Origin of the sequence: Oceanobacillus limi (genome assembly GCF_900111445.1) — a bacterium.
Classification (GTDB): domain Bacteria; phylum Bacillota; class Bacilli; order Bacillales; family Amphibacillaceae; genus Ornithinibacillus; species Ornithinibacillus limi.
On the sequence record NZ_FOHE01000003.1, the window covers coordinates 287,860 to 305,739 of the forward strand.

Annotated in this window: 17 protein-coding genes, 2 pseudogenes and 1 riboswitch; of the genes and pseudogenes, 9 read left to right on the top strand and 10 right to left on the bottom strand. The window is 38.3% G+C overall.

Annotated elements, in window-relative coordinates:
* Positions 1–56: 56 nt before the first annotated feature.
* Positions 57–1,664, bottom strand: a complete 1,608-nt coding sequence (locus tag BMX40_RS05530; protein WP_090867667.1) for a glycoside hydrolase family 43 protein — start codon at positions 1,662–1,664, stop codon at positions 57–59.
* A gap of 185 nt (positions 1,665–1,849) precedes the next feature.
* Positions 1,850–3,046: an ROK family transcriptional regulator gene (locus BMX40_RS05535; RefSeq protein ID WP_090867669.1), complete on the bottom strand. Its 1,197-nt coding sequence runs from the start codon at positions 3,044–3,046 to the stop codon at positions 1,850–1,852.
* 207 nt (positions 3,047–3,253) lie between these two features.
* On the opposite strand from BMX40_RS05535, the gene BMX40_RS05540 reads away from it, so the two are divergent.
* The 3 genes from BMX40_RS05540 to BMX40_RS05550 all read left to right on the top strand — a co-directional run bounded on the left by BMX40_RS05540 (position 3,254) and on the right by BMX40_RS05550 (position 6,413).
* A complete protein-coding gene (locus BMX40_RS05540; protein WP_090867671.1) occupies positions 3,254–4,555 on the top strand; it encodes an extracellular solute-binding protein in 1,302 nt (433 codons plus the stop codon).
* Between the two features lie 144 nt (positions 4,556–4,699).
* Positions 4,700–5,578 carry a carbohydrate ABC transporter permease gene (locus BMX40_RS05545; RefSeq protein WP_090867672.1) on the top strand — a complete coding sequence of 293 codons (879 nt, stop codon included), beginning with the start codon at positions 4,700–4,702 and terminating at the stop codon, positions 5,576–5,578.
* Between the two features lie 13 nt (positions 5,579–5,591).
* A complete protein-coding gene (locus BMX40_RS05550; RefSeq protein WP_090867674.1) occupies positions 5,592–6,413 on the top strand; it encodes a carbohydrate ABC transporter permease in 822 nt (273 codons plus the stop codon).
* A gap of 41 nt (positions 6,414–6,454) precedes the next feature.
* Here the strand turns inward: BMX40_RS05550 and BMX40_RS05555 are convergent, their stop codons facing one another.
* Positions 6,455–7,081 carry a YesL family protein gene (locus BMX40_RS05555; protein ID WP_090867676.1) on the bottom strand — a complete coding sequence of 209 codons (627 nt, stop codon included), beginning with the start codon at positions 7,079–7,081 and terminating at the stop codon, positions 6,455–6,457.
* A 204-nt stretch (positions 7,082–7,285) separates the two neighbouring features.
* Here BMX40_RS05555 and xylA point away from each other — a divergent pair, with 204 nt between their 5' ends.
* Complete coding sequence (gene xylA, locus BMX40_RS05560) at positions 7,286–8,611, top strand: xylose isomerase (protein WP_090867678.1); 1,326 nt, start codon at positions 7,286–7,288, stop codon at positions 8,609–8,611.
* An 86-nt stretch (positions 8,612–8,697) separates the two neighbouring features.
* Positions 8,698–10,197 carry a xylulokinase gene (gene xylB / locus BMX40_RS05565; RefSeq protein ID WP_090867680.1) on the top strand — a complete coding sequence of 500 codons (1,500 nt, stop codon included), beginning with the start codon at positions 8,698–8,700 and terminating at the stop codon, positions 10,195–10,197.
* A gap of 50 nt (positions 10,198–10,247) precedes the next feature.
* Here the strand turns inward: xylB and BMX40_RS05570 are convergent, their stop codons facing one another.
* From BMX40_RS05570 to BMX40_RS05580, 3 genes are read right to left on the bottom strand one after another with little or no spacing between them, the layout of a single operon-like run.
* A complete protein-coding gene (locus BMX40_RS05570; protein ID WP_090867682.1) occupies positions 10,248–11,045 on the bottom strand; it encodes a FixH family protein in 798 nt (265 codons plus the stop codon).
* Positions 11,046–11,061: 16 nt separating this feature from the next.
* The gene (locus tag BMX40_RS05575) at positions 11,062–11,634 is read right to left on the bottom strand and encodes an SCO family protein (RefSeq protein WP_090867684.1); all 573 of its coding nucleotides are present in this window, start codon (positions 11,632–11,634) and stop codon (positions 11,062–11,064) included.
* 26 nt (positions 11,635–11,660) lie between these two features.
* A complete protein-coding gene (locus BMX40_RS05580) occupies positions 11,661–12,230 on the bottom strand; it encodes a DeoR family transcriptional regulator (protein ID WP_090867685.1) in 570 nt (189 codons plus the stop codon).
* Positions 12,231–12,536: 306 nt separating this feature from the next.
* On the opposite strand from BMX40_RS05580, the gene BMX40_RS05585 reads away from it, so the two are divergent.
* From BMX40_RS05585 to BMX40_RS05600, 4 genes and pseudogenes are all read left to right on the top strand, one after another.
* Positions 12,537–14,138 carry an esterase/lipase family protein gene (locus BMX40_RS05585; RefSeq protein ID WP_090867687.1) on the top strand — a complete coding sequence of 534 codons (1,602 nt, stop codon included), beginning with the start codon at positions 12,537–12,539 and terminating at the stop codon, positions 14,136–14,138.
* A 207-nt stretch (positions 14,139–14,345) separates the two neighbouring features.
* Positions 14,346–14,795 (top strand): DUF2243 domain-containing protein, encoded by a 450-nt coding sequence (locus BMX40_RS05590; protein ID WP_090867688.1) that lies wholly within the window; start codon positions 14,346–14,348, stop codon positions 14,793–14,795.
* Between the two features lie 10 nt (positions 14,796–14,805).
* A complete protein-coding gene (locus BMX40_RS05595; protein ID WP_090867690.1) occupies positions 14,806–15,252 on the top strand; it encodes a hypothetical protein in 447 nt (148 codons plus the stop codon).
* Positions 15,253–15,339: 87 nt separating this feature from the next.
* A riboswitch (PreQ1 riboswitch) is annotated at positions 15,340–15,386 on the top strand.
* Positions 15,387–15,464: 78 nt separating this feature from the next.
* Positions 15,465–15,656: pseudogene (locus tag BMX40_RS05600) on the top strand (preQ(1) synthase); the annotation flags it as partial.
* 8 nt (positions 15,657–15,664) lie between these two features.
* On the opposite strand, the gene BMX40_RS05605 reads toward BMX40_RS05600, so the two are convergent.
* The 4 genes and pseudogenes from BMX40_RS05605 to BMX40_RS20110 all read right to left on the bottom strand — a co-directional run.
* Positions 15,665–17,095 (bottom strand): recombinase family protein, encoded by a 1,431-nt coding sequence (locus BMX40_RS05605; protein WP_090867692.1) that lies wholly within the window; start codon positions 17,093–17,095, stop codon positions 15,665–15,667.
* Positions 17,096–17,100: 5 nt separating this feature from the next.
* The gene (locus BMX40_RS20105) at positions 17,101–17,259 is read right to left on the bottom strand and encodes a hypothetical protein (RefSeq protein ID WP_170840671.1); all 159 of its coding nucleotides are present in this window, start codon (positions 17,257–17,259) and stop codon (positions 17,101–17,103) included.
* Positions 17,260–17,277: 18 nt separating this feature from the next.
* Positions 17,278–17,619, bottom strand: coding sequence for a hypothetical protein (locus tag BMX40_RS05610; protein WP_090867694.1), 342 nt, complete (start codon positions 17,617–17,619; stop codon positions 17,278–17,280).
* A pseudogene (locus BMX40_RS20110) lies at positions 17,619–17,880 on the bottom strand (hypothetical protein); the annotation flags it as partial. The gene BMX40_RS05610 and the pseudogene BMX40_RS20110, both read right to left, overlap by 1 nt.

Genomic DNA, 17,880 nt, shown 5'->3' on the forward strand with positions numbered 1-17,880 from the left:
ATTTAATTGTAACGAAAAGAGAACATACGAGTGAAAAACCCGTATGTTCTAAAAAATCACTTCGCTTCATACACGAAATAATCAAAGTCTGCCGGCAACCCTTGTCCAGAGGTGTCTTGGCATTGCATTCCAACAAAGGCTCCGGTAAAAAATCCTCCACCTTGGATATAATCATCGGAAAGCTTATAGGATTCCAGGGTTACAGGAACGGTTGACCAATTAACCCCATCGAAGGAGTAGGAATATTTATACGTATTGGTTTGAACTTCAACCCGTAAATAAACATATTCGGTCCCATCTGGTATGACAATTTCATCTCCGTTCAATGGTTGGGCAAAGGTGAAATTATCACACGTTGTTAAATCTAGGATTCTACCTTTTTCCTCATGCTGCGTAATTTGTAAGGCAGTCCAATTCTGCGTATTATAATAGTTTACCAATCCAGCTGCTTGCTGAAATGATTTCGGATCAAAGGAAACCTTTGTTTCTGCCGTAAAATTAAAATGCTGCCAACGTCTTGCTACGTAAGCTTGAGTGAATTTAGAGGTTAAGGATTCCTTTCCATAAAGTCTTAAATGGCCGGGTTTATCTTTTAGGGAGACAATATCTTCGCCTAAAGGGATTCGTAAAGATTGAAAATGAAGATTTAACTCCTCTGTATCAAAATCATCCTTAGTGGCATAATCTGGCTTCCATTTCACTTCATCAATTTTAGGGCCTTCAATTTCAAGGGCTGGTTGGTTTCCTCCAACAACATATGGCCAATCATTTGACCATTCCAATCGTTGAATTGCTGTTTCTCGACCAAGCGGACAGAAACCTCTAGGGTCAAGTAATGGCTGCCCATCTCTTGGGAGTGGGCGACCTGTTAAATGGACCAAGAACCATTCATCCGTATGCGTATGCACAATCGAGGCGTGTCCAGACTTTTGTAGCGGATTCCTCGGATAAGGGAACGACGTAATCAATGGATTTTCTGGGTGTACTTCATAGGGACCCCAAATATCTTTGGATCTTGCTATTGTTGCTTGATGGTCATATTTTGTACCGCCTTCCGCTGTTAACAAATAGTAATAGCCATTCATCTTGTATAGGTGTGGGGCTTCGGTTAACATAATATCCGTACCTTTAAAAATGATGTCTGACTTACCAACCAATTTTTGTTGCGCAACATCGTATTCCTGCATGACGATTCCATAAAAGTTATGATTTCCTACACGGTGATCCCAGTACATATTAACCAAGTATTTTCGACCATCTTCATCATGGAACAACGATGGATCAAAACCAGAACTATTTAGATGAATTGGTTCAGACCATTCTCCATCAATGGTGTCGCAGGTTACCAAGTAATTATGACTATCCTTCCATTGTCCTTCTGTTACTTTTACGTCAGTATAAATTAACCAAAACTTTCCATCGCTGTAGGAAAGAGCTGGAGCCCAAATGCCACCTGAGTCTGGATTTCCCATCATATTTAATTGGCTAAGGCGGTTAAGTGGTCTAGACACAAGGCGCCAATTTTTCAAGTCCTTTGAATGATAGATTCCAACACCTGGAAACCATTCAAATGTAGATACAGCAATATAGTAGTCTTCTCCTGCACGACAAATACTTGGATCTGGATGAAAGCCAGTTAATATTGGATTTTGAATCGTTGTCATCATACTCCACCTCTTTGAAATAGTTTAAAAAAGAATGCGCTTTCTTTTTTCTGCAGGATAAATAAGTTTAAGCTTACTCATCCTGTATACGCGTAACAAAATGATTCAACAGAAAGGCTTGGCATTGGCCAAGCTTCCTAATGTTTTCAACGAACCTATGGAATAGAGAGGATCTGGTTCGCTTCTTAAATAACGTTGGACTTTTTCATATCACTCATGAAAAAATTCTCCACAGAAAATGCTGCAACACCTAGCGCACTAGAATGTGTTGAGAGTTCAGAGAAATTGATTTGTAAATCTTGCTGTTGATACCACAGTGTTTGTTTCACCATACGATCCTTCAACGGCTCTGTTAACCAATCCTCTGCAAAGGCCATACGGTTTCCGATGATTACTTGCTCAGGGTTGAAAATATTAATGATATTGTTAATTCCAATTCCCAAATAATCTCCGGTTTGCTTGAATAAATGTATAGCTTCCAGATCACCGGCTTCTGCGAGTGTAAGTAAATTCTCTAAAGATAGCTCATCTTTAGGGAGGGAAGGGAAAGCAATCTTTTCAGCATTTTTTACAAGTGCTTGTTCCGATGCATACAATTCCCAGCACCCTTCATTGCCGCAACGACATTTTCTACCTCCTGATTCAATCGTCATATGACCTAACTCACCGGAGAATCCATGATTTCCTCGGTATAAATGACCATTTAAAATAAGCCCCACACCAATCCCAATACCGACACTGACATAGATGATGTGATTAAAAGATTTCCCAGCACCAAATTTCTTTTCTCCATAGGCACCAGCATTTGCTTCGTTTTCAATGACAACAGGAAGGTTATATTTTACTTCCATAATCGTTTTCAAATCAACGTTTTTCCAGCCTAAATTTGGAGCAAGTTGAATTTCACCACTTTTACTGACGGTGCCTGGCACCCCGATACCAATCCCGATAATTCCATAGTAACTAGAAGGGGTATTTTCCATTAGATTGTCTACTACTTCAACTAGTTTTACTTCCATCTCTTCGTAGGATAGATCCTTGAATTTGACGAGTTTTTCATAACAGATATTGCCCTCAAGGTCTGTTAAAACTCCGAGTAAGTAATTTACCCCAAGGTCAATTCCAATGGAAAATCCAGCTTGTTGATTGAATAACAACATGACGGGTCTTCTCCCACCATTTGACTCTCCTGGGCCGGATTCATAGATTAATTGTTCCTCTAAAAGCTCACTTACTAAAGACGATACGGTACCTTTATTTAAGCCTGTTAAGCTTGCAATATCAGCCCTCGAGATTGGGGAGTGGGTTCGAATCGTACCTAAGACAAGGGACTTATTTTCTTTTTTGACGACATGTTGATTCCACGTTTTGCTTTTTTTCATCTACACCGACTCACTCTCTTGGTAATTATTAAATCTTAACCGATCCTATAAAACATAGAACCCTTTTTCTAATACATAGTATAGCACTTTCTGATTCTATTATAAACTTTGTTTATCCACTAGACAAACAAATTGAATTTTGTTATTCTAAATTTGAGCTTGAAATATAAGCATCAAAATATTCTAAAAAAGTAGGGGGCTTTTGTAATGAAAAATAAGAAAGCGATTACATTTGTTGTTGCCATCTTATCGGCTGTGTTTTTATTAGCTGGTTGTGGGTCGGATGATGATGCTTCCGGTTCTTCTGGTGACAATAAAACCGTAAAGTTTATGCATCTTTGGCCGGAAGGTAGTTCCAAAACACATAATGAAATTGTTGATGAAATTATTGCAGATTTTGAAGCGGAACATGAAGGTGTTGAAGTCGAGTTAGAAGTTTTAAGTAATGAGCAGTATAAGGACAAGATTCAAGTATTATCAACATCAGATGAATTACCAGACGTTGGGATGACATGGGCTGCAGGCTACTTAGAGCCATATGTAGACGGAAATAAATTTGCTCCTTTAGATGATCTTATTGAAAGCGACTTGAAAGATGAATTTGTATCAGGCACAGCAGAAGCGTATGCAATTGATGGTAGCACCTATGGGCTTCCATTGGAATTAAATATTGCAACCGTTTTCTATAATAAAGCTATTTTTGAAGAATATGGTTTGGAAGCGCCTGGAACATATGAAGAATTACAACAAGTGATTGAAACGTTAAATGATAATGGTGTTCCACCGATCGCATTAGGAAACAAAGACCGCTGGACTGGTTCGTTATGGTACATGTACTTAGCGGATCGAATTGGTGGTAGTGATGTATTAACCAATGCAATTAATCGTTCTGGATCATTTGAAGATCCGGCATTAGTAGAAGCAGCGGATAAAGTTCAAGAGCTAGTAAGCGCAGATGCTTTCGTGAAAGGATTTAACGGTTTAGCGGATGAAGAAGCGAAAAGTATGTTTATGAACGAACAAGCTGCAATGTATTTAATTGCAACATGGGATCTACCAAACTATACAACGAATGAAGATGTTCCACAGGAATTCAGAGACTCTGTTGGCTACTTTAACTTCCCAACAGTTGGTGGACAAGGGGATATGAATAGCTTTGTCGGTGGACCTGGAGTTGGTCTATTCGTAGCAGAGGATTCCGAAGTAAAAGAGGAAGCAAAAGCATTTGCATCGTTCTTTGTTCAACAATGGGGAGAAAAATCGGTAACCCAAGCTGGTGTTATCCCAGCAACGAAACTGGATGCAGAATCTTTGGATCTTCCACAAATGTATGTTGATGTATTGGATGATTTAAACTCAGCAAGTAATTTGACGTTATTTGCCGATGTTCAAATGAGTCCAGATACTGCCCAGGTTCACTTGGATATGATTCAAGCGATCTTTGGTAACGAAGTAACACCAGAAGAATTTGCTAAAGAACATGAAGATGCTCTCTCTGCAGAAGAATAAGAAACCCTTCCATTAGGGTGGATATCACCACAATAGATAAATAGACAACACGTTTAGAGGGTGCATAAATCCAGTAAAAGAAAAGGACATATCCTTACAACTGGATGGTCCTTTTCTTACTTTAACGATATGGGGTTGAATGTTATGAATAAAGTAATGTCCAATAAATGGATTATCGCCTTATACGTTCTGCCTGCACTAATATTAATTGCTATTCTCATATTTATACCATTACTTCTTACTGGATATTACGGGTTAATGGATTGGGATGGCATTGGTGCAATGGAGTTTATTGGGCTAGAAAATTATATTACTGCCCTGCAAGATTTGAAGTTTTGGGAAAGTGCTTGGCATTCTTTTTTATTGGCTATATTTTCTACCTTAAGCTTAATTCTTTATTTAGCTATTTCTCTTATTCTAGCATCAAAAATTAAAGGTGCAGATTTACTAAGAAAAATATATTTAATTCCGATGCTGTTGTCTTCTGTTGCAATTGCACAGCTTTGGATTAAAGTATATAACCCATCAAATGGGATGTTGAACCACATTTTGATGGCAATTGGAATTGAAAATCCTCCTGCATGGCTGGCAGAACCATCGATCGTTTTGTATGCAATATTTATACCGATTTTATGGCAATATGCAGGTTTTTATATTTTGATTTATTATGCAGCACTAAAAAATATACCCGAGTCCATTATTGAAGCTGCAAGAATTGATGGCGCTTCACCGATACAAATTGCGTATCGGATTAAATTGCCACTTATTATGGGAGTCGTCAAAGTGACCGTCGTTCTTGCTATTGTAGGTTCCCTAAAGTATTTTGATTTAATTTATGTCATGACAGGTGGCGGACCAAATGGTGCAAGTGAGGTAATGGCATCCTATATGTATAAACTAGCCTTTACAAGCAATGACTTCGGTTACGGTAGTGCCATTGGGTTCTTACTATTGATTATTACTTTAATCGTTACCGTAATCGTACGAAAAGTCACAGCTACCAAAGAAGAAATTCAATATTAAAGGAGGTTTAGACATGGGACGCATTGGTTACTTCTTTCTATACATTTGCTTAGGAATTGTTGCGGTGTTCCAAATCTTTCCGATTATATGGTTGTTCCTGTTTTCTTTAAAAGATAACCGTGAAATCTTTTCAGGCTCACCATTTGCCTTACCAACTGAACTAAGGTGGGATAATTATTTTAAAGTTTGGGAAAGTGGAATCGGCACGTACTTTTGGAACAGTATTTGGATTACTGGTGTTGCTATAATTTTAACAATCCTGTTAGCGAGTATGGCGACATTTGCTATTACCAGAATGCAGTGGAAATTAAACAAACTCGTTTTAGGATTGTTTATGGTGGGCCTCATGATCCCGATTCATTCCGCGATTATTCCATTGTTTAGTATGTTCTTAGATGTCAATTTAATTGATAATCCATGGTCGATAGTGATTACGTATACAGCCTATAACCTACCGATCACAATGATGATTCTACTTGGTTTTTATTACACATTACCACGGGAAATAGAAGAGGCAGCGATAATCGATGGTTGCTCTGTTCATCGAATGTTTTTCCGAATTATCCTGCCGATGACAATGCCAGTGATGTCGACAACCGTAATTATCAATATGATATACAACTGGAATGAATTTGTATTTGTGAACACATTTATCAGCTCGGATAAATTTAAAACCTTAACAGTTGGTATTCAGAACTTTATCGGCCAATACATGACGGACTGGGGAGCGATTGGAGCTACACTCATCATTAGTGTGTTACCAATTATTATTGCCTTTATTTTCTTTAGCAATAAAGTTGTTGAAGGGATTTCTGCAAGTGCCGTTAAGGGGTAAAAGGAAAGCAGTCCTCACCCATTCGTGGAAAAGGTGAGGCATTAAGATGGATGACGGTCTTGCTTTTGTTGAATCGCATCAAAAGCATGGAGGCTGAGCCACATCGTAATAAACGCATAGGTAATCCCGCCAAAAAGAAAGAATAGTGCAGGTAATGCATTCATGATGAAATAAACAACAATGAGGCTAAGTATCATTAAAAAGCTATAAATTGGGCTAATCAACATAATTAAAAAGGTATTTTTTATTAGTTTACTAATTTTAACATCGTAATGGACAAATGAAGGAAAAATAAAGAATAAAAATAATAAAAACAGTACCATGAAAGCAAATAATGGAATCGATGTCCAGGATAAAATGTGATCCATATTGGAGTAGATGTAATACAAATCAAGACCTACTAATAAAAAGAGCAAGCTGATAAATATGCCTAACTGATTCGCTTTGATAAATTCACGCTTGTAATAATTCCAGAAGGTTGGAAAAATAGGGAAATCTGCCTTTCCACGTAACCAATCGCGAACGATAGCGAACATGGCAAGGGTGGAAGGATAAAAACCTAATACAATTCCGCCTACCAACGTGAAAAAGATCCATAATAGATTCATATAAGCAAATCGGGTAATCCATTCAAGGATGCGATAAAGTCCAGTACCGGCATGATTCATAAAACGAACTCCTTCCAATTTGGTACAGCTTGAGGGAGTAATGCTTAATCGGCCAAGCTGAACGAATATGTTCTATTTTACACGATTTGGCTTCAAAAAAATAGTATTGTTTAATTAGTTTGTTTGATGGATGAACAAATGAAAATTCTTTGCAAAATTTCGTACATGGTCAAGGTTAATCATATAAAACTGGGAGGTACTAACATGTCTTATTTCAACAATATGAATCAAATTAAGTATGAAGGCTCAAAATCAACAAATCCATATGCATTTAAATTTTATAATCCAGAAGAAAAAATTGGTGAAAAAACAATGGAGGAATACCTTCGATTTGGTGTAGCTTACTGGCATACATTCACGGAAGATCTATCTGACCCATTTGGAGTAGGTACTGCAATACGTCCATGGGATAAATACGAAGGATTGGATCTGGCAAAAGCTAGAGTAGAAGCGGCCTTTGAATTCTTTGAAAAGTTAGGTGTACCCTATTTCTGCTTCCATGATGTTGATATTGCACCAGAAGGTAGTAGTTTGAGAGAATCCAATCAAAACCTGGATACGATTGTTGCTATGATAAAGGATTACATGAAGGATAGCAAAACCAAACTTCTTTGGAATACGGTAAATAATTTTAGTCATCCTCGCTTTGTTCATGGCGCAGGGTCTGCAAATAATGCGGATGTATTCGCTTATGCAGCTGCCAAAGTGAAAAAAGGGTTGGAAATCGGCAAAGAACTTGGAGCTGAAAACTATGTGTTTTGGGGTGGCCGTGAAGGATATGAGACGTTATTAAATACAGACATGAAGCTGGAAATGGACAATTTAGGGCGTTTCTTCCATATGGCAGTAGACTATGCGAAAGAAATTGGCTTTGATGCCCAATTTTTAATTGAACCAAAACCAAAGGAACCAACAACCCATCAGTATGATTTTGACGTTGCAAGTGGCTATGCCTTCCTGCAGCATTATAATCTTCAGGATCATTTTAAATTTAATATTGAAGCAAATCATGCAACACTTGCCGGTCACACATTTGAACATGAATTGCGTTATGCGCGTGTGAATAATATGTTAGGGTCTGTTGATGCGAATCAGGGGCATCCATTACTTGGTTGGGATACAGATGAATTTCCTTCCGACTTGTATTCTACTACACTCGCAATGTATGAAATTTTAAAGAATGGTGGACTTGGTAGAGGTGGATTAAACTTTGATGCCAAGGTCCGTCGTGGGTCATTTACTCCAGAGGATCTAATGCTGGCTCATATTACTGGAATGGATAGCTTTGCAGTTGGTTTAAAAGTTGCCCAAAAGCTAATGGATGATAAGGTATTAGATGATTTCGTTGAAGATCGTTATCGTAGTTTCAACGAGGGCATCGGTTTGGAGATCGTGGAAGGGAAAACGGATTTCCATAAGTTAGAGGAGCATGCCCTAGGATTAACAGAGATTAACCATCAATCTGGACGGTTAGAGTTAATAAAAGCAACCATCAACCAATATCTATTACGCGCTTATGCAGGAGAGTAATAAACATCTAACCAGGTGGGGGTTAACAACCCCTGCCTGAGTTATTATGGAAAGAGAACTTGGAAAACAGAAAATGAGGTGCTTATATGAAATATGTAATTGGTGTTGACTTAGGTACGAGTGCCGTAAAAATTCTTCTCGTAAACAAAAATGGGGAAGTCGTCCAGGAAGTGTCGAAATCCTACCCATTGATCCAAGAAAAAACGGGTTACAGTGAGCAACGTCCGCAAGATTGGGTCGATCAAACCGTCGAAGGATTATCCGAGATCATGCAGCAGTTTGAAGGGGATCGAGAAGCTATTGAGGGAGTTAGTTTTTCAGGTCAAATGCATGGATTGGTTCTCCTTAATCAACAGCAAGAGGTATTGCGTCCAGCTATTTTGTGGAATGATACACGGACAACAGAACAGTGTGAAACGATTAAGGATGTTATCGGTGAACAACGGTTGCTAGCGATTACGAAAAACCCCGCACTCGAAGGATTCACACTTCCAAAGCTATTATGGGTGAAGGAACATGAACCAGAAATTTTTGCAGAAGCGACGTCATTTGTATTGCCGAAGGACTATGTGCGCTATAAGTTGACTGGAAAATTGCACATGGAATTTTCGGATGCAGCTGGAACATTACTATTAGATGTTGGAGAAAAGAAATGGAGTACCGAAATTTGTGAAGCATTGAATATAAATCCAAACATTTGTCCACCTCTAGTAGAATCCTCTACGGAAGTCGGCACCATTTCGGAGGACTTTGCTAAGGTCACCGGATTATCTACTGAAACCCGTGTTTTTGCAGGGGGAGCGGATAATGCCTGTGGGGCGATTGGTTCTGGAATACTAACAGAGGGAAGAACACTTTGTAGTATTGGAACATCCGGTGTCGTGCTCTCCTACGAAGCAAGTGAAGAAAAAGACTTTGGTGGAAACGTGCATTATTTTAACCATGGGGCTCCTGGCGCTTATTACACAATGGGGGTAACCTTAGCAGCAGGGGACAGTTTGACATGGTTTAAGGATACATTTGCAAAAGAAGAGTCGTTTGAGGATCTACTAGCAGATATTGGCGAAGTGCCGATCGGATCAAATGGATTGCTATTTACTCCTTATCTGGTAGGAGAAAGAACACCACACGCCGATGCAACGATCCGATCTAGTTTCATTGGAATGAGTCGTTCCCACGAGCGTCGAGACTTTGTTCGTGCTGTTTTAGAGGGTATTACGTTTTCGTTAAATGAATCCATCCAAATTTTTCGTGAAAATGGGAAAAACATTGATACCATCGTTTCCATTGGTGGAGGAGCGAAGAATGAAGAGTGGTTACAGATGCAAGCAGATATTTTCGATGCGAAAATTGTTCGGTTAGCGACTGAACAAGGGCCTGGAATGGGGGCTGCGATGCTGGCTGCATTTGGTTGTGGTTGGTTTGATTCCCTTGAAGCTTGCGCAGATGCCTTCCTAAAAGAAGATCAAACCTACCTACCTAAAAAGGAAAACGTTGAAAGCTACAAAAAACTATTTCCTATATACCAAGAAGTATACACACACACCAAACAATTAAACGAAAAACTAACCGCCTATAGAAATTAAAAAGGTGCCAGGCACTTGTCGGAATTCCGACAAGTGCCTGGCACCTTATGTTATTCAACTGTAATTTCGTATTGTTCGTGTTCGTGTAGTCCGTCTTCGTTTTCTACGTGGATTTGAATGTTGTATATACCTTTTTCACTAAATTGGTAGGTTGTCGTGTAGTTACCTGGTTTCGTTTCTTCTGCTGACACCCATTCGTGCTGATCGGAATTTTCTTCACTCCAAATTTCAAAGTTTACATCAGCTGCAGATAATACTTCACCATCCATGGTTAGGTTTACTTCCAGTGGAAATTGCTTATTGATAGAAACGGATTCCAGTTCCGTAAACTCCATCGTAAACCCTTCTGAATGGTGGTGGGAATCCCCGTCATCATTGTCATCTGATTCGTGATTATGCTCATTCTCTCCATCTTCTCCTGATTCCGCATCTGGATAGTTTCCACCGTCTCCAACCGTAACTTCTTGTTTTGGCATCGTATGTAATCCTTCGGCTGTGACGTGTACTTGAACATGAAAGATTCCATCCTTCTCAAAGGTGGTTTCTGCCGTATAAGATCCATCTTCATGATTCGTTGCTTCGATCAGAATACTATTATCCTTTTGGCCTTCCTCCCATACCTCATATTCTACTTCTTCTGCATCTGGTACAGGTTCATCCCCATAGGTAACAGCAGCTTTCATCTCTAGTTTTTCATTCACTTCAATTGCCTCGGACACTTGTAATTCCACATCAAGTGTAGCTAATTCTTCTTCCTGATCATCCGCGTTTGAATCGTTGTTGGTACACGCAGCTAGTGTAATTATTAATAATGTTCCAAGGAACAGTTTGATTAAAGTTTTATTCATATTTTTTCCTACTCCTTTATTCTACCACTTTATTTAAATCATCTAGAATCGTATCAAGCTCTTCCGAAGAAGTCCCTTTGTAATGTTTGATCACTTCTCCTTCAGGGTTTACGAGAAAGAATCTTGTCCCGTGCATCACTTGATCCGAATCCTCAGGAGGTGCTTCTAACGGTTGCATAAAGGTTTTTATGGATAGTTCTTTAATCGTTTGGAAATCATATCCAGTTAGGAAAGTCCAATTATCTAAATCTACATTATAGTCTTCCGCGTATTGCTTTAATACTTCAGGTGTATCATATTCTGGATCGACACTAAAGGAAACGAGTTCAACATTTTCCAGTCCTTCTTCTTTCATTTTCTCTTGTAGCTGTGCCATGTTTGCAGTCATTGGTATACAAACAGTCGTACAATTCGTAAAAATAAGATCGGCGATCCACCATTTCCCTTGTAGGTCCTCGTTGCTGAGTGTTTCATTATCCTGAGTAGTAAATTCAAAAGGTTGCACATCTTTAGACATGTTTGTTTCAATACCGCCACAGGCTACTAATAGGGCAAGTGCGACGGGGAGTATAAATTTCAAATATTTCATGGGTACCTTCCTTCCGAAGTGGTTTATTAATCATGACAAGACGTCATTAAACTTTTGTTCATTTCCATGGCTTCATTAAATGTATATATTTTTCCACCAAAACCGGTTACAAATTTTTCAGCGTGTTCCTTCAGCTCGAAAGCAAGGATTTGAGGCTGGCAACACCCAATATGGATGGATGTATCCATCACAAACCATGCATGTGTTGCAGGGATAGTAGTTTGCCTTAAAAAGTCATAGCATATTGCTTGAATTACCTTATCCCCGAGTTGCCAGTGGCGAATTAAACCACAATGCGCACAGCAGGCAGTTTCAATTTTGGACTCAGGTAAAATAATTCGATAGTTTAACCTTTCCTTAATCGAACTACCACATATGACACATGCCATCTGATTGGCTGTCGACGTATTCTCGTGTTGACCACAAGTGATGCCACCAAAGGTTTTTTTCACGATTCCTTGATCTAGCAATGGTTTAATGTCCCGGTGAATGGTCATCTCAGATACGGAAAATGTTTTACTTAATTCAGATATTTTAAGGTGTTGTTTTTCTTGAATGAGCAGTTTAATCTGTTGTTGTCGTTCTGCAGGTAACACGTCCACACCCCTCTACCATTTTATACGTTAACAATTTCAAACATAATCTAACATAAGATTACCAATTGATGCTGTGTAAAGCAATGGAGGTTGTGTGAAAGATGTGTGACAGATTTTTAGTTAGCTCGTTCACATGAAATACATCCTCCCTAAAGTCCTAACCACGGGTAGGAATACCTAAAAAGACATAATTGTTCATCAAATGTCTATTGGAGGAATAGGTTTTTGATGTGGAGAGGAAAGCGAAATAGTGCTTTTCCTACACGTTCGTCATAATGGATGCCAATTTTTATAAGGAGGGAAAGGATGTATTTTCGATTGAAAACGGTAATTTCTATTAGTTTGTTGGTAATTCTGATGATTGGAATGGTTCATCCAGTTGCCGCAAAAACAGATGATTCCAAAATGGAAGAACCTCAATTAGTTGGTGAATCAAAAGAAAATGCAATGATGGGGAAGGTGGATAATGGCAATAATGAAACACCTGGCGAGTGGTATGCCGGATCAACACCATCCAATCCAGTACCGAATGCGCCTGTACTATTATTTGTTCCAGGGTTAAATAATGTTGCTCAAATCTTTTGGGAGGACAATGATATGTACCAAACAGCGTTAAATGCAGGCTATCAAACGGCGTTTGTACAACTGTATGACGCTGGCGGTGCATCGGCGGATATGTGGGACAACGGCGCATTACTTGCAGAAAAAATCAGTGAAATTTCTACTCATTTTAATGGACGACCAATTACGGTGATCGCGTATAGCAAGGGAGGAGTCGATACGCAAACCGCATTAACTTATTATGGTGCATGGCAATATGTCGATAATGTCATTACATTATCGAGTCCACATCATGGATCACAATTAGCAGATTTAGCTTATAGCTCATCAGCAGGTTGGCTCGCTGATTTAATTGGAGCACAAGGAGATGGTACGTATTCCATGCAAATGGGAAATATGGAAAACTTTCGTCATGAAATTGACGGAGAGCCGCTTGCCTATGTGAATAATTATTATACGTTGGGAGGAACAGATTGGGGATCAGCCTTTTCTTCCACGTGGTTTGGTGGAATGTATCTTTCTCAATATGGATCAAATGACGGTGTGGTAACGACTGCAAGCAGCAGCCTTCCTGGTGGGCAACAACTAGCAATAGGCGATTGGAACCATACCACCATCCGAACAGGAGATACGTTTTCTGTTTTCGAAAACTATCTTTCAAATACCCAATCATTTCAAAAGCCTTTTTCTTCCCATGAAAGCATCGATAAGAATTCCCCCAAGAAAAATCAATGGGTAGATGGAGGTACATTAAGGGAAGAGAAAAGCAATGCTATTTCGGTTCCAATGGAAGACGGTGTGGAAGGCATTTCCCTTGATTTGATGACTTCCCAAAAGGTTTCTGAAATTAAATTAATCGATCCGGATGGAATGGAAAAAGCAATTGATGTAACGAACTATTTGAATGATGAGGGTGTTTTTGCGGGATCCATAAGTCACTCCATGAAGATTGACAAACCAAAAGCAGGCGAGTGGCATTTAAAAGTAAACACGGACAATGAGGACGCGTATCTTCTCGTAACCAACTATCAAACCAAGTCAAAAGTCGTGCTGCATGACAAGCTGCATTCTATGAATAGCCAACAGCTCACCTATCAGTTAAAAGTAGACCCACAATATGTACAAGAAAAATCGCTTCGTGCAACCTACCATGTTACTCAATCTAGCAATCCGAATCAAAGCAAAACGTATACTGTCACAGGACTAGCTAACCTCTCTCAAACAATCTCATTAGACCTTCCACATGAAGTTTATAATATTACAATTGATATAGAAGGCGTAACAAACAAAGGAGAAACGTTTAAGCGTACAATTATCGACTCGGTTTCCACCGGATACGGACAGTAGGATTCTCAATTCAGGCAGTTCAAGAAAGGATTGATCAACTGGCAGTAAATGTCCGATTCGTTCATCTAACAACCAGTGGGGGATAAAGCCCCCGACTGGTTGAATATTTACGTTATGTCCAAATCACTTTTTCTTCCAATCTAGGTATCTTTTACAAAAAAACAGGGAATAATTAAATTAGTCTGTCTTGGAAAAAGGAGTCGTTATATGAGTACAAAAACGAAAGTGTCTTTAATCTTCGTTGGAAGTTTTGTTTTAGGGTTTGGTTTCATGGGAGCGATGGATGGGATCATTTTTCACCAGCTATTGCAGTGGCATAGTGTTGTTATGGACACTACGCGGCAAGGACAAATTATTAGTGATGGAATTTTTCATTTTACTGTTACGATTGCATTAGTTCTCGGAGGTGTTTTACTTTGGGTTGCTGGAAAACCTACCGATCTACCAAAAGGGGTGCGACTCCTAGTTGGAGGATTTTTACTAGGTAGTGGTATTTTTAATTTACTAGAGGGGATTATTAACCATCATCTTCTCCAAATTCACCGCGTAAAGCCAGGGGATCCGAATGCCTTCCTATACGATATTTCCTTTCTATTACTTGGGCTGATTTTAGCATTAATTGGTTACTTTATTTATCGTAAAGCCCAACAAGTATAGGAGGGATAAGATGTATCGTTTTGTCAGTTTTCTCATCATCTTTTCTATCGTAGGAATACTTCTTTATTTTCATGAGCAAACGAGTCATTGTACTACTGGCGACGTTGGACATCATCAGGAAAATATTGTGGAAATTAAAGATACCGAATTAATCCCTTCTGTTAAAGGAAAAGTGAAACAAGATAAGTCTGGATCATGGTTTGTACATATAGAGACTGAAAATTTCACCTTTGCCCCGGAAAAGGTAGGCAATGAAGTGATAAATATTCATGAGGGACACGCTCATTTGTATTTAAATGGAGAGAAAATAAACCGCTTGTATGGCGAATACTATAATCTGGATTATTTGGATAAAGGTTCGTATACTGTAAAGGTTACACTGAATGCGAACAACCATGGGGTGCTCATGCATGAAGGGAATACGATTGGTTTTGAACAGGATTTTACCGTAGAGTAACTGCCCCCAAATGGTGATTGACAACCTACCTATGAAACTATATAATTAGTCGAGTGAAATGGATGCCAATATATCCGTTATCTAGTAACGGAAGAGGTTCTTAGCTTCAACCCTCTATAAAAAACTAAGGACAGATGATGCGATTACAGACCATGTGCCTTAGGCCGTGGTCTTTTTATTTTTTAACTGATTATAAGTGAGGAGGTGTCCCAATGGCTGGTAGAAGAGATGAAGATTTAACAGATATCACCCTTCTTGGTAGTCAAGGTACAACCTATGCCTTTGATTATACACCAGAGGTATTGGAAACATTTGATAACCAACATCCAAATCGGGATTATTTTGTAAAATTTAACTGTCCAGAGTTTACTACTCTCTGTCCGAAGACGGGTCAGCCTGTCTTTATAATAGGCTAATTAAATACAATCTCGAGAATGTTTACTCGGTCTAAAACTTTCTTCGATTCAACACGTTCGATAATTATTTTATCGATCATAATTTGTATAAGTTGCTTTTTGTTTAATGGTTCCAACTTACTCCAATTTGATGCAGCATTATTAATTACTTCAATAAAATCGTCATCCATCACTTTTGGTTCCTCGATATTTAACTCATTTAACTTTTTGTTTATGTCATTTTCGTTCATTTGTTCTTCCTTCATGCGAGCTTGAAATTCTTCATCATTCAACATTTCATTTGCCCAAGCATATTGCCACTTCTTTCTACGATCTTTTATCTTTTTTAGTTCCTTTTTTAGTGATTTTATCAGTTCATTCTGATCATCACTCATGACTTCTTTCTCATTAACCTTAAACCTTTTCTCTTCGAAAACATATTCATTTAGTTTATTTAGAAAATTGTGTTCCACGATACGTTCACTTATTGTCGGCATGTCACATTGATGATCACGTTTACCAAGACACATATAACTTTTTTGCCTTTCTCCTTTCACCTTGGTTGTATGGCCTTTAAATGTTTTTCCACACCTTGAACAAGTAAGAATACCAGAAAAGTAATAATCGCTTGTAGCTTGTTTGCCGTGAAAAGTGCGTCTAGATTTACGTATCTCCATTGATCGATCGAAGGTTTCTTCACTCACTATAGCCGGGTACACTTTTTCAATGGTAAATTGTTTATCTTCACCTTTTTTTACACCATATCTTAATTCACCTTTGTTTTTGGGGTTAGTTAATGAGTATCTAACATGCGCTTCGGACCATTCTGCTCCACCTCTAGTAGTAATGTTCCTTTTCCTTAACTCTCTTGCAATTTTGTTATCGCTCATACCAGATAGATACCAGTCATACATAAGACGTAAATTACTAGCTTCATCCTCAACTATCACAAATTCATTGTTAATGTAGCGATGACCATAACCAGGTTCTCCGCCTTTCCATTTACCTTCTCTAGTCATTTGCTCCATCCCCATTGACACCCGTTCAGCTAGTCTTTCTCTTTCAAATTGAGCAAAAGAAGCCACGAGGGTGATAAACATTCGACCTATTGCACTTGTTGTGTCATAAACTTCAGTAGCACTTTTGAACTTACAATTGTTCTCCTCGAATTTTTGCAACAAATTATATAAATCAAGTACGGATCTCGTTAGTCTATCTAATTTATAGACTAACACACAATCAATTAGACCATTTTCAATATGACTCATCATTCTTTTTAATTCTGGTCTATTGGTATTCTTAGCACTTACTCCTTCTTCTACATAATAACCAACAACTTCCCATCCCTGTGATTCGCAATAAGCTGCCAACTGCCTTTTTTGAGCAGATATAGAAAAACCTTCTGTTTGCTCTCTAGTGGATACACGTATGTATAATGCAGTTCTCATAATGCTTATTCACCTCTCTTAACAATTTCTTTAGGAATTTCAATATAATCAACCAATTTCCCTCTTACTTCACCGTTTTCATCTAAATGTAGCTTTTCATACACCGGAATTTTAAGTTTACTGTCCTTTTGTTTTCGTTTAGTTTCTAACGATATGATTTTCATGGTATCTCTCCTTTTTTATTAAACTAGCACTCTATCCATATAGATAACTTCTTTTACATCTACAACCCTAATAACCAATGCTTTAATATGCCTCTTATCGTAGCCATAATCATTAATGCCAGATTCAATATTAATCAGATTTATACCAAAATGATTTTCCTGAATATGATTTAATATTAAATCACTCAACAGGACAGAAACTTTAATGTCATCGTTTTGAAAGTAGCTTATATCTCTTTGACTATAAGATTTTAAATTTAAATATAAGGACGGATTTGACCAATCTATGTTTTCTACAACAAACCACACTGGAACCTTTTCATCATGGATATATTCGTAGTACATCGTTACATCATTCATTATTGAGCCCCCTTGAGTTGATTATATAATTGATTCATTATTGTTTTTGTTTCCGTAGACCAATTAGCCGGATCATAGCTTTTCTTATATGCTTGTTGTTTTTGAAATTCACTATCTATATAAGCCTGTTGGATCCTTCTGTTAATTTGTTCAACTCGAACTTTAGCTAGCTGTAGTGGCACTTGAAAAATAAATGCCAGGGAATAAATTATCTGGTCTTTATAACGGGGTAAATCCAATTGTTCAATCATAAAAAATGGC

Excerpts from the sequence above, each read along its gene's own strand:
- BMX40_RS05530 (WP_090867667.1), bottom strand. The coding sequence starts at position 1,664 with ATGACAACGATTCAAAATCCAATATTAACTGGCTTTCATCCAGATCCA.
- BMX40_RS05535 (WP_090867669.1), bottom strand. The coding sequence starts at position 3,046 with ATGAAAAAAAGCAAAACGTGGAATCAACATGTCGTCAAAAAAGAAAAT.
- BMX40_RS05540 (WP_090867671.1), top strand. The coding sequence starts at position 3,254 with ATGAAAAATAAGAAAGCGATTACATTTGTTGTTGCCATCTTATCGGCT.
- BMX40_RS05545 (WP_090867672.1), top strand. The coding sequence starts at position 4,700 with ATGAATAAAGTAATGTCCAATAAATGGATTATCGCCTTATACGTTCTG.
- BMX40_RS05550 (WP_090867674.1), top strand. The coding sequence starts at position 5,592 with ATGGGACGCATTGGTTACTTCTTTCTATACATTTGCTTAGGAATTGTT.
- BMX40_RS05555 (WP_090867676.1), bottom strand. The coding sequence starts at position 7,081 with ATGAATCATGCCGGTACTGGACTTTATCGCATCCTTGAATGGATTACC.
- xylA (WP_090867678.1), top strand. The coding sequence starts at position 7,286 with ATGTCTTATTTCAACAATATGAATCAAATTAAGTATGAAGGCTCAAAA.
- xylB (WP_090867680.1), top strand. The coding sequence starts at position 8,698 with ATGAAATATGTAATTGGTGTTGACTTAGGTACGAGTGCCGTAAAAATT.
- BMX40_RS05570 (WP_090867682.1), bottom strand. The coding sequence starts at position 11,045 with ATGAATAAAACTTTAATCAAACTGTTCCTTGGAACATTATTAATAATT.
- BMX40_RS05575 (WP_090867684.1), bottom strand. The coding sequence starts at position 11,634 with ATGAAATATTTGAAATTTATACTCCCCGTCGCACTTGCCCTATTAGTA.
- BMX40_RS05585 (WP_090867687.1), top strand. The coding sequence starts at position 12,537 with ATGTATTTTCGATTGAAAACGGTAATTTCTATTAGTTTGTTGGTAATT.
- BMX40_RS05590 (WP_090867688.1), top strand. The coding sequence starts at position 14,346 with ATGAGTACAAAAACGAAAGTGTCTTTAATCTTCGTTGGAAGTTTTGTT.
- BMX40_RS05595 (WP_090867690.1), top strand. The coding sequence starts at position 14,806 with ATGTATCGTTTTGTCAGTTTTCTCATCATCTTTTCTATCGTAGGAATA.
- BMX40_RS05605 (WP_090867692.1), bottom strand. The coding sequence starts at position 17,095 with ATGAGAACTGCATTATACATACGTGTATCCACTAGAGAGCAAACAGAA.
- BMX40_RS20105 (WP_170840671.1), bottom strand. The coding sequence starts at position 17,259 with ATGAAAATCATATCGTTAGAAACTAAACGAAAACAAAAGGACAGTAAA.
- BMX40_RS05610 (WP_090867694.1), bottom strand. The coding sequence starts at position 17,619 with ATGAATGATGTAACGATGTACTACGAATATATCCATGATGAAAAGGTT.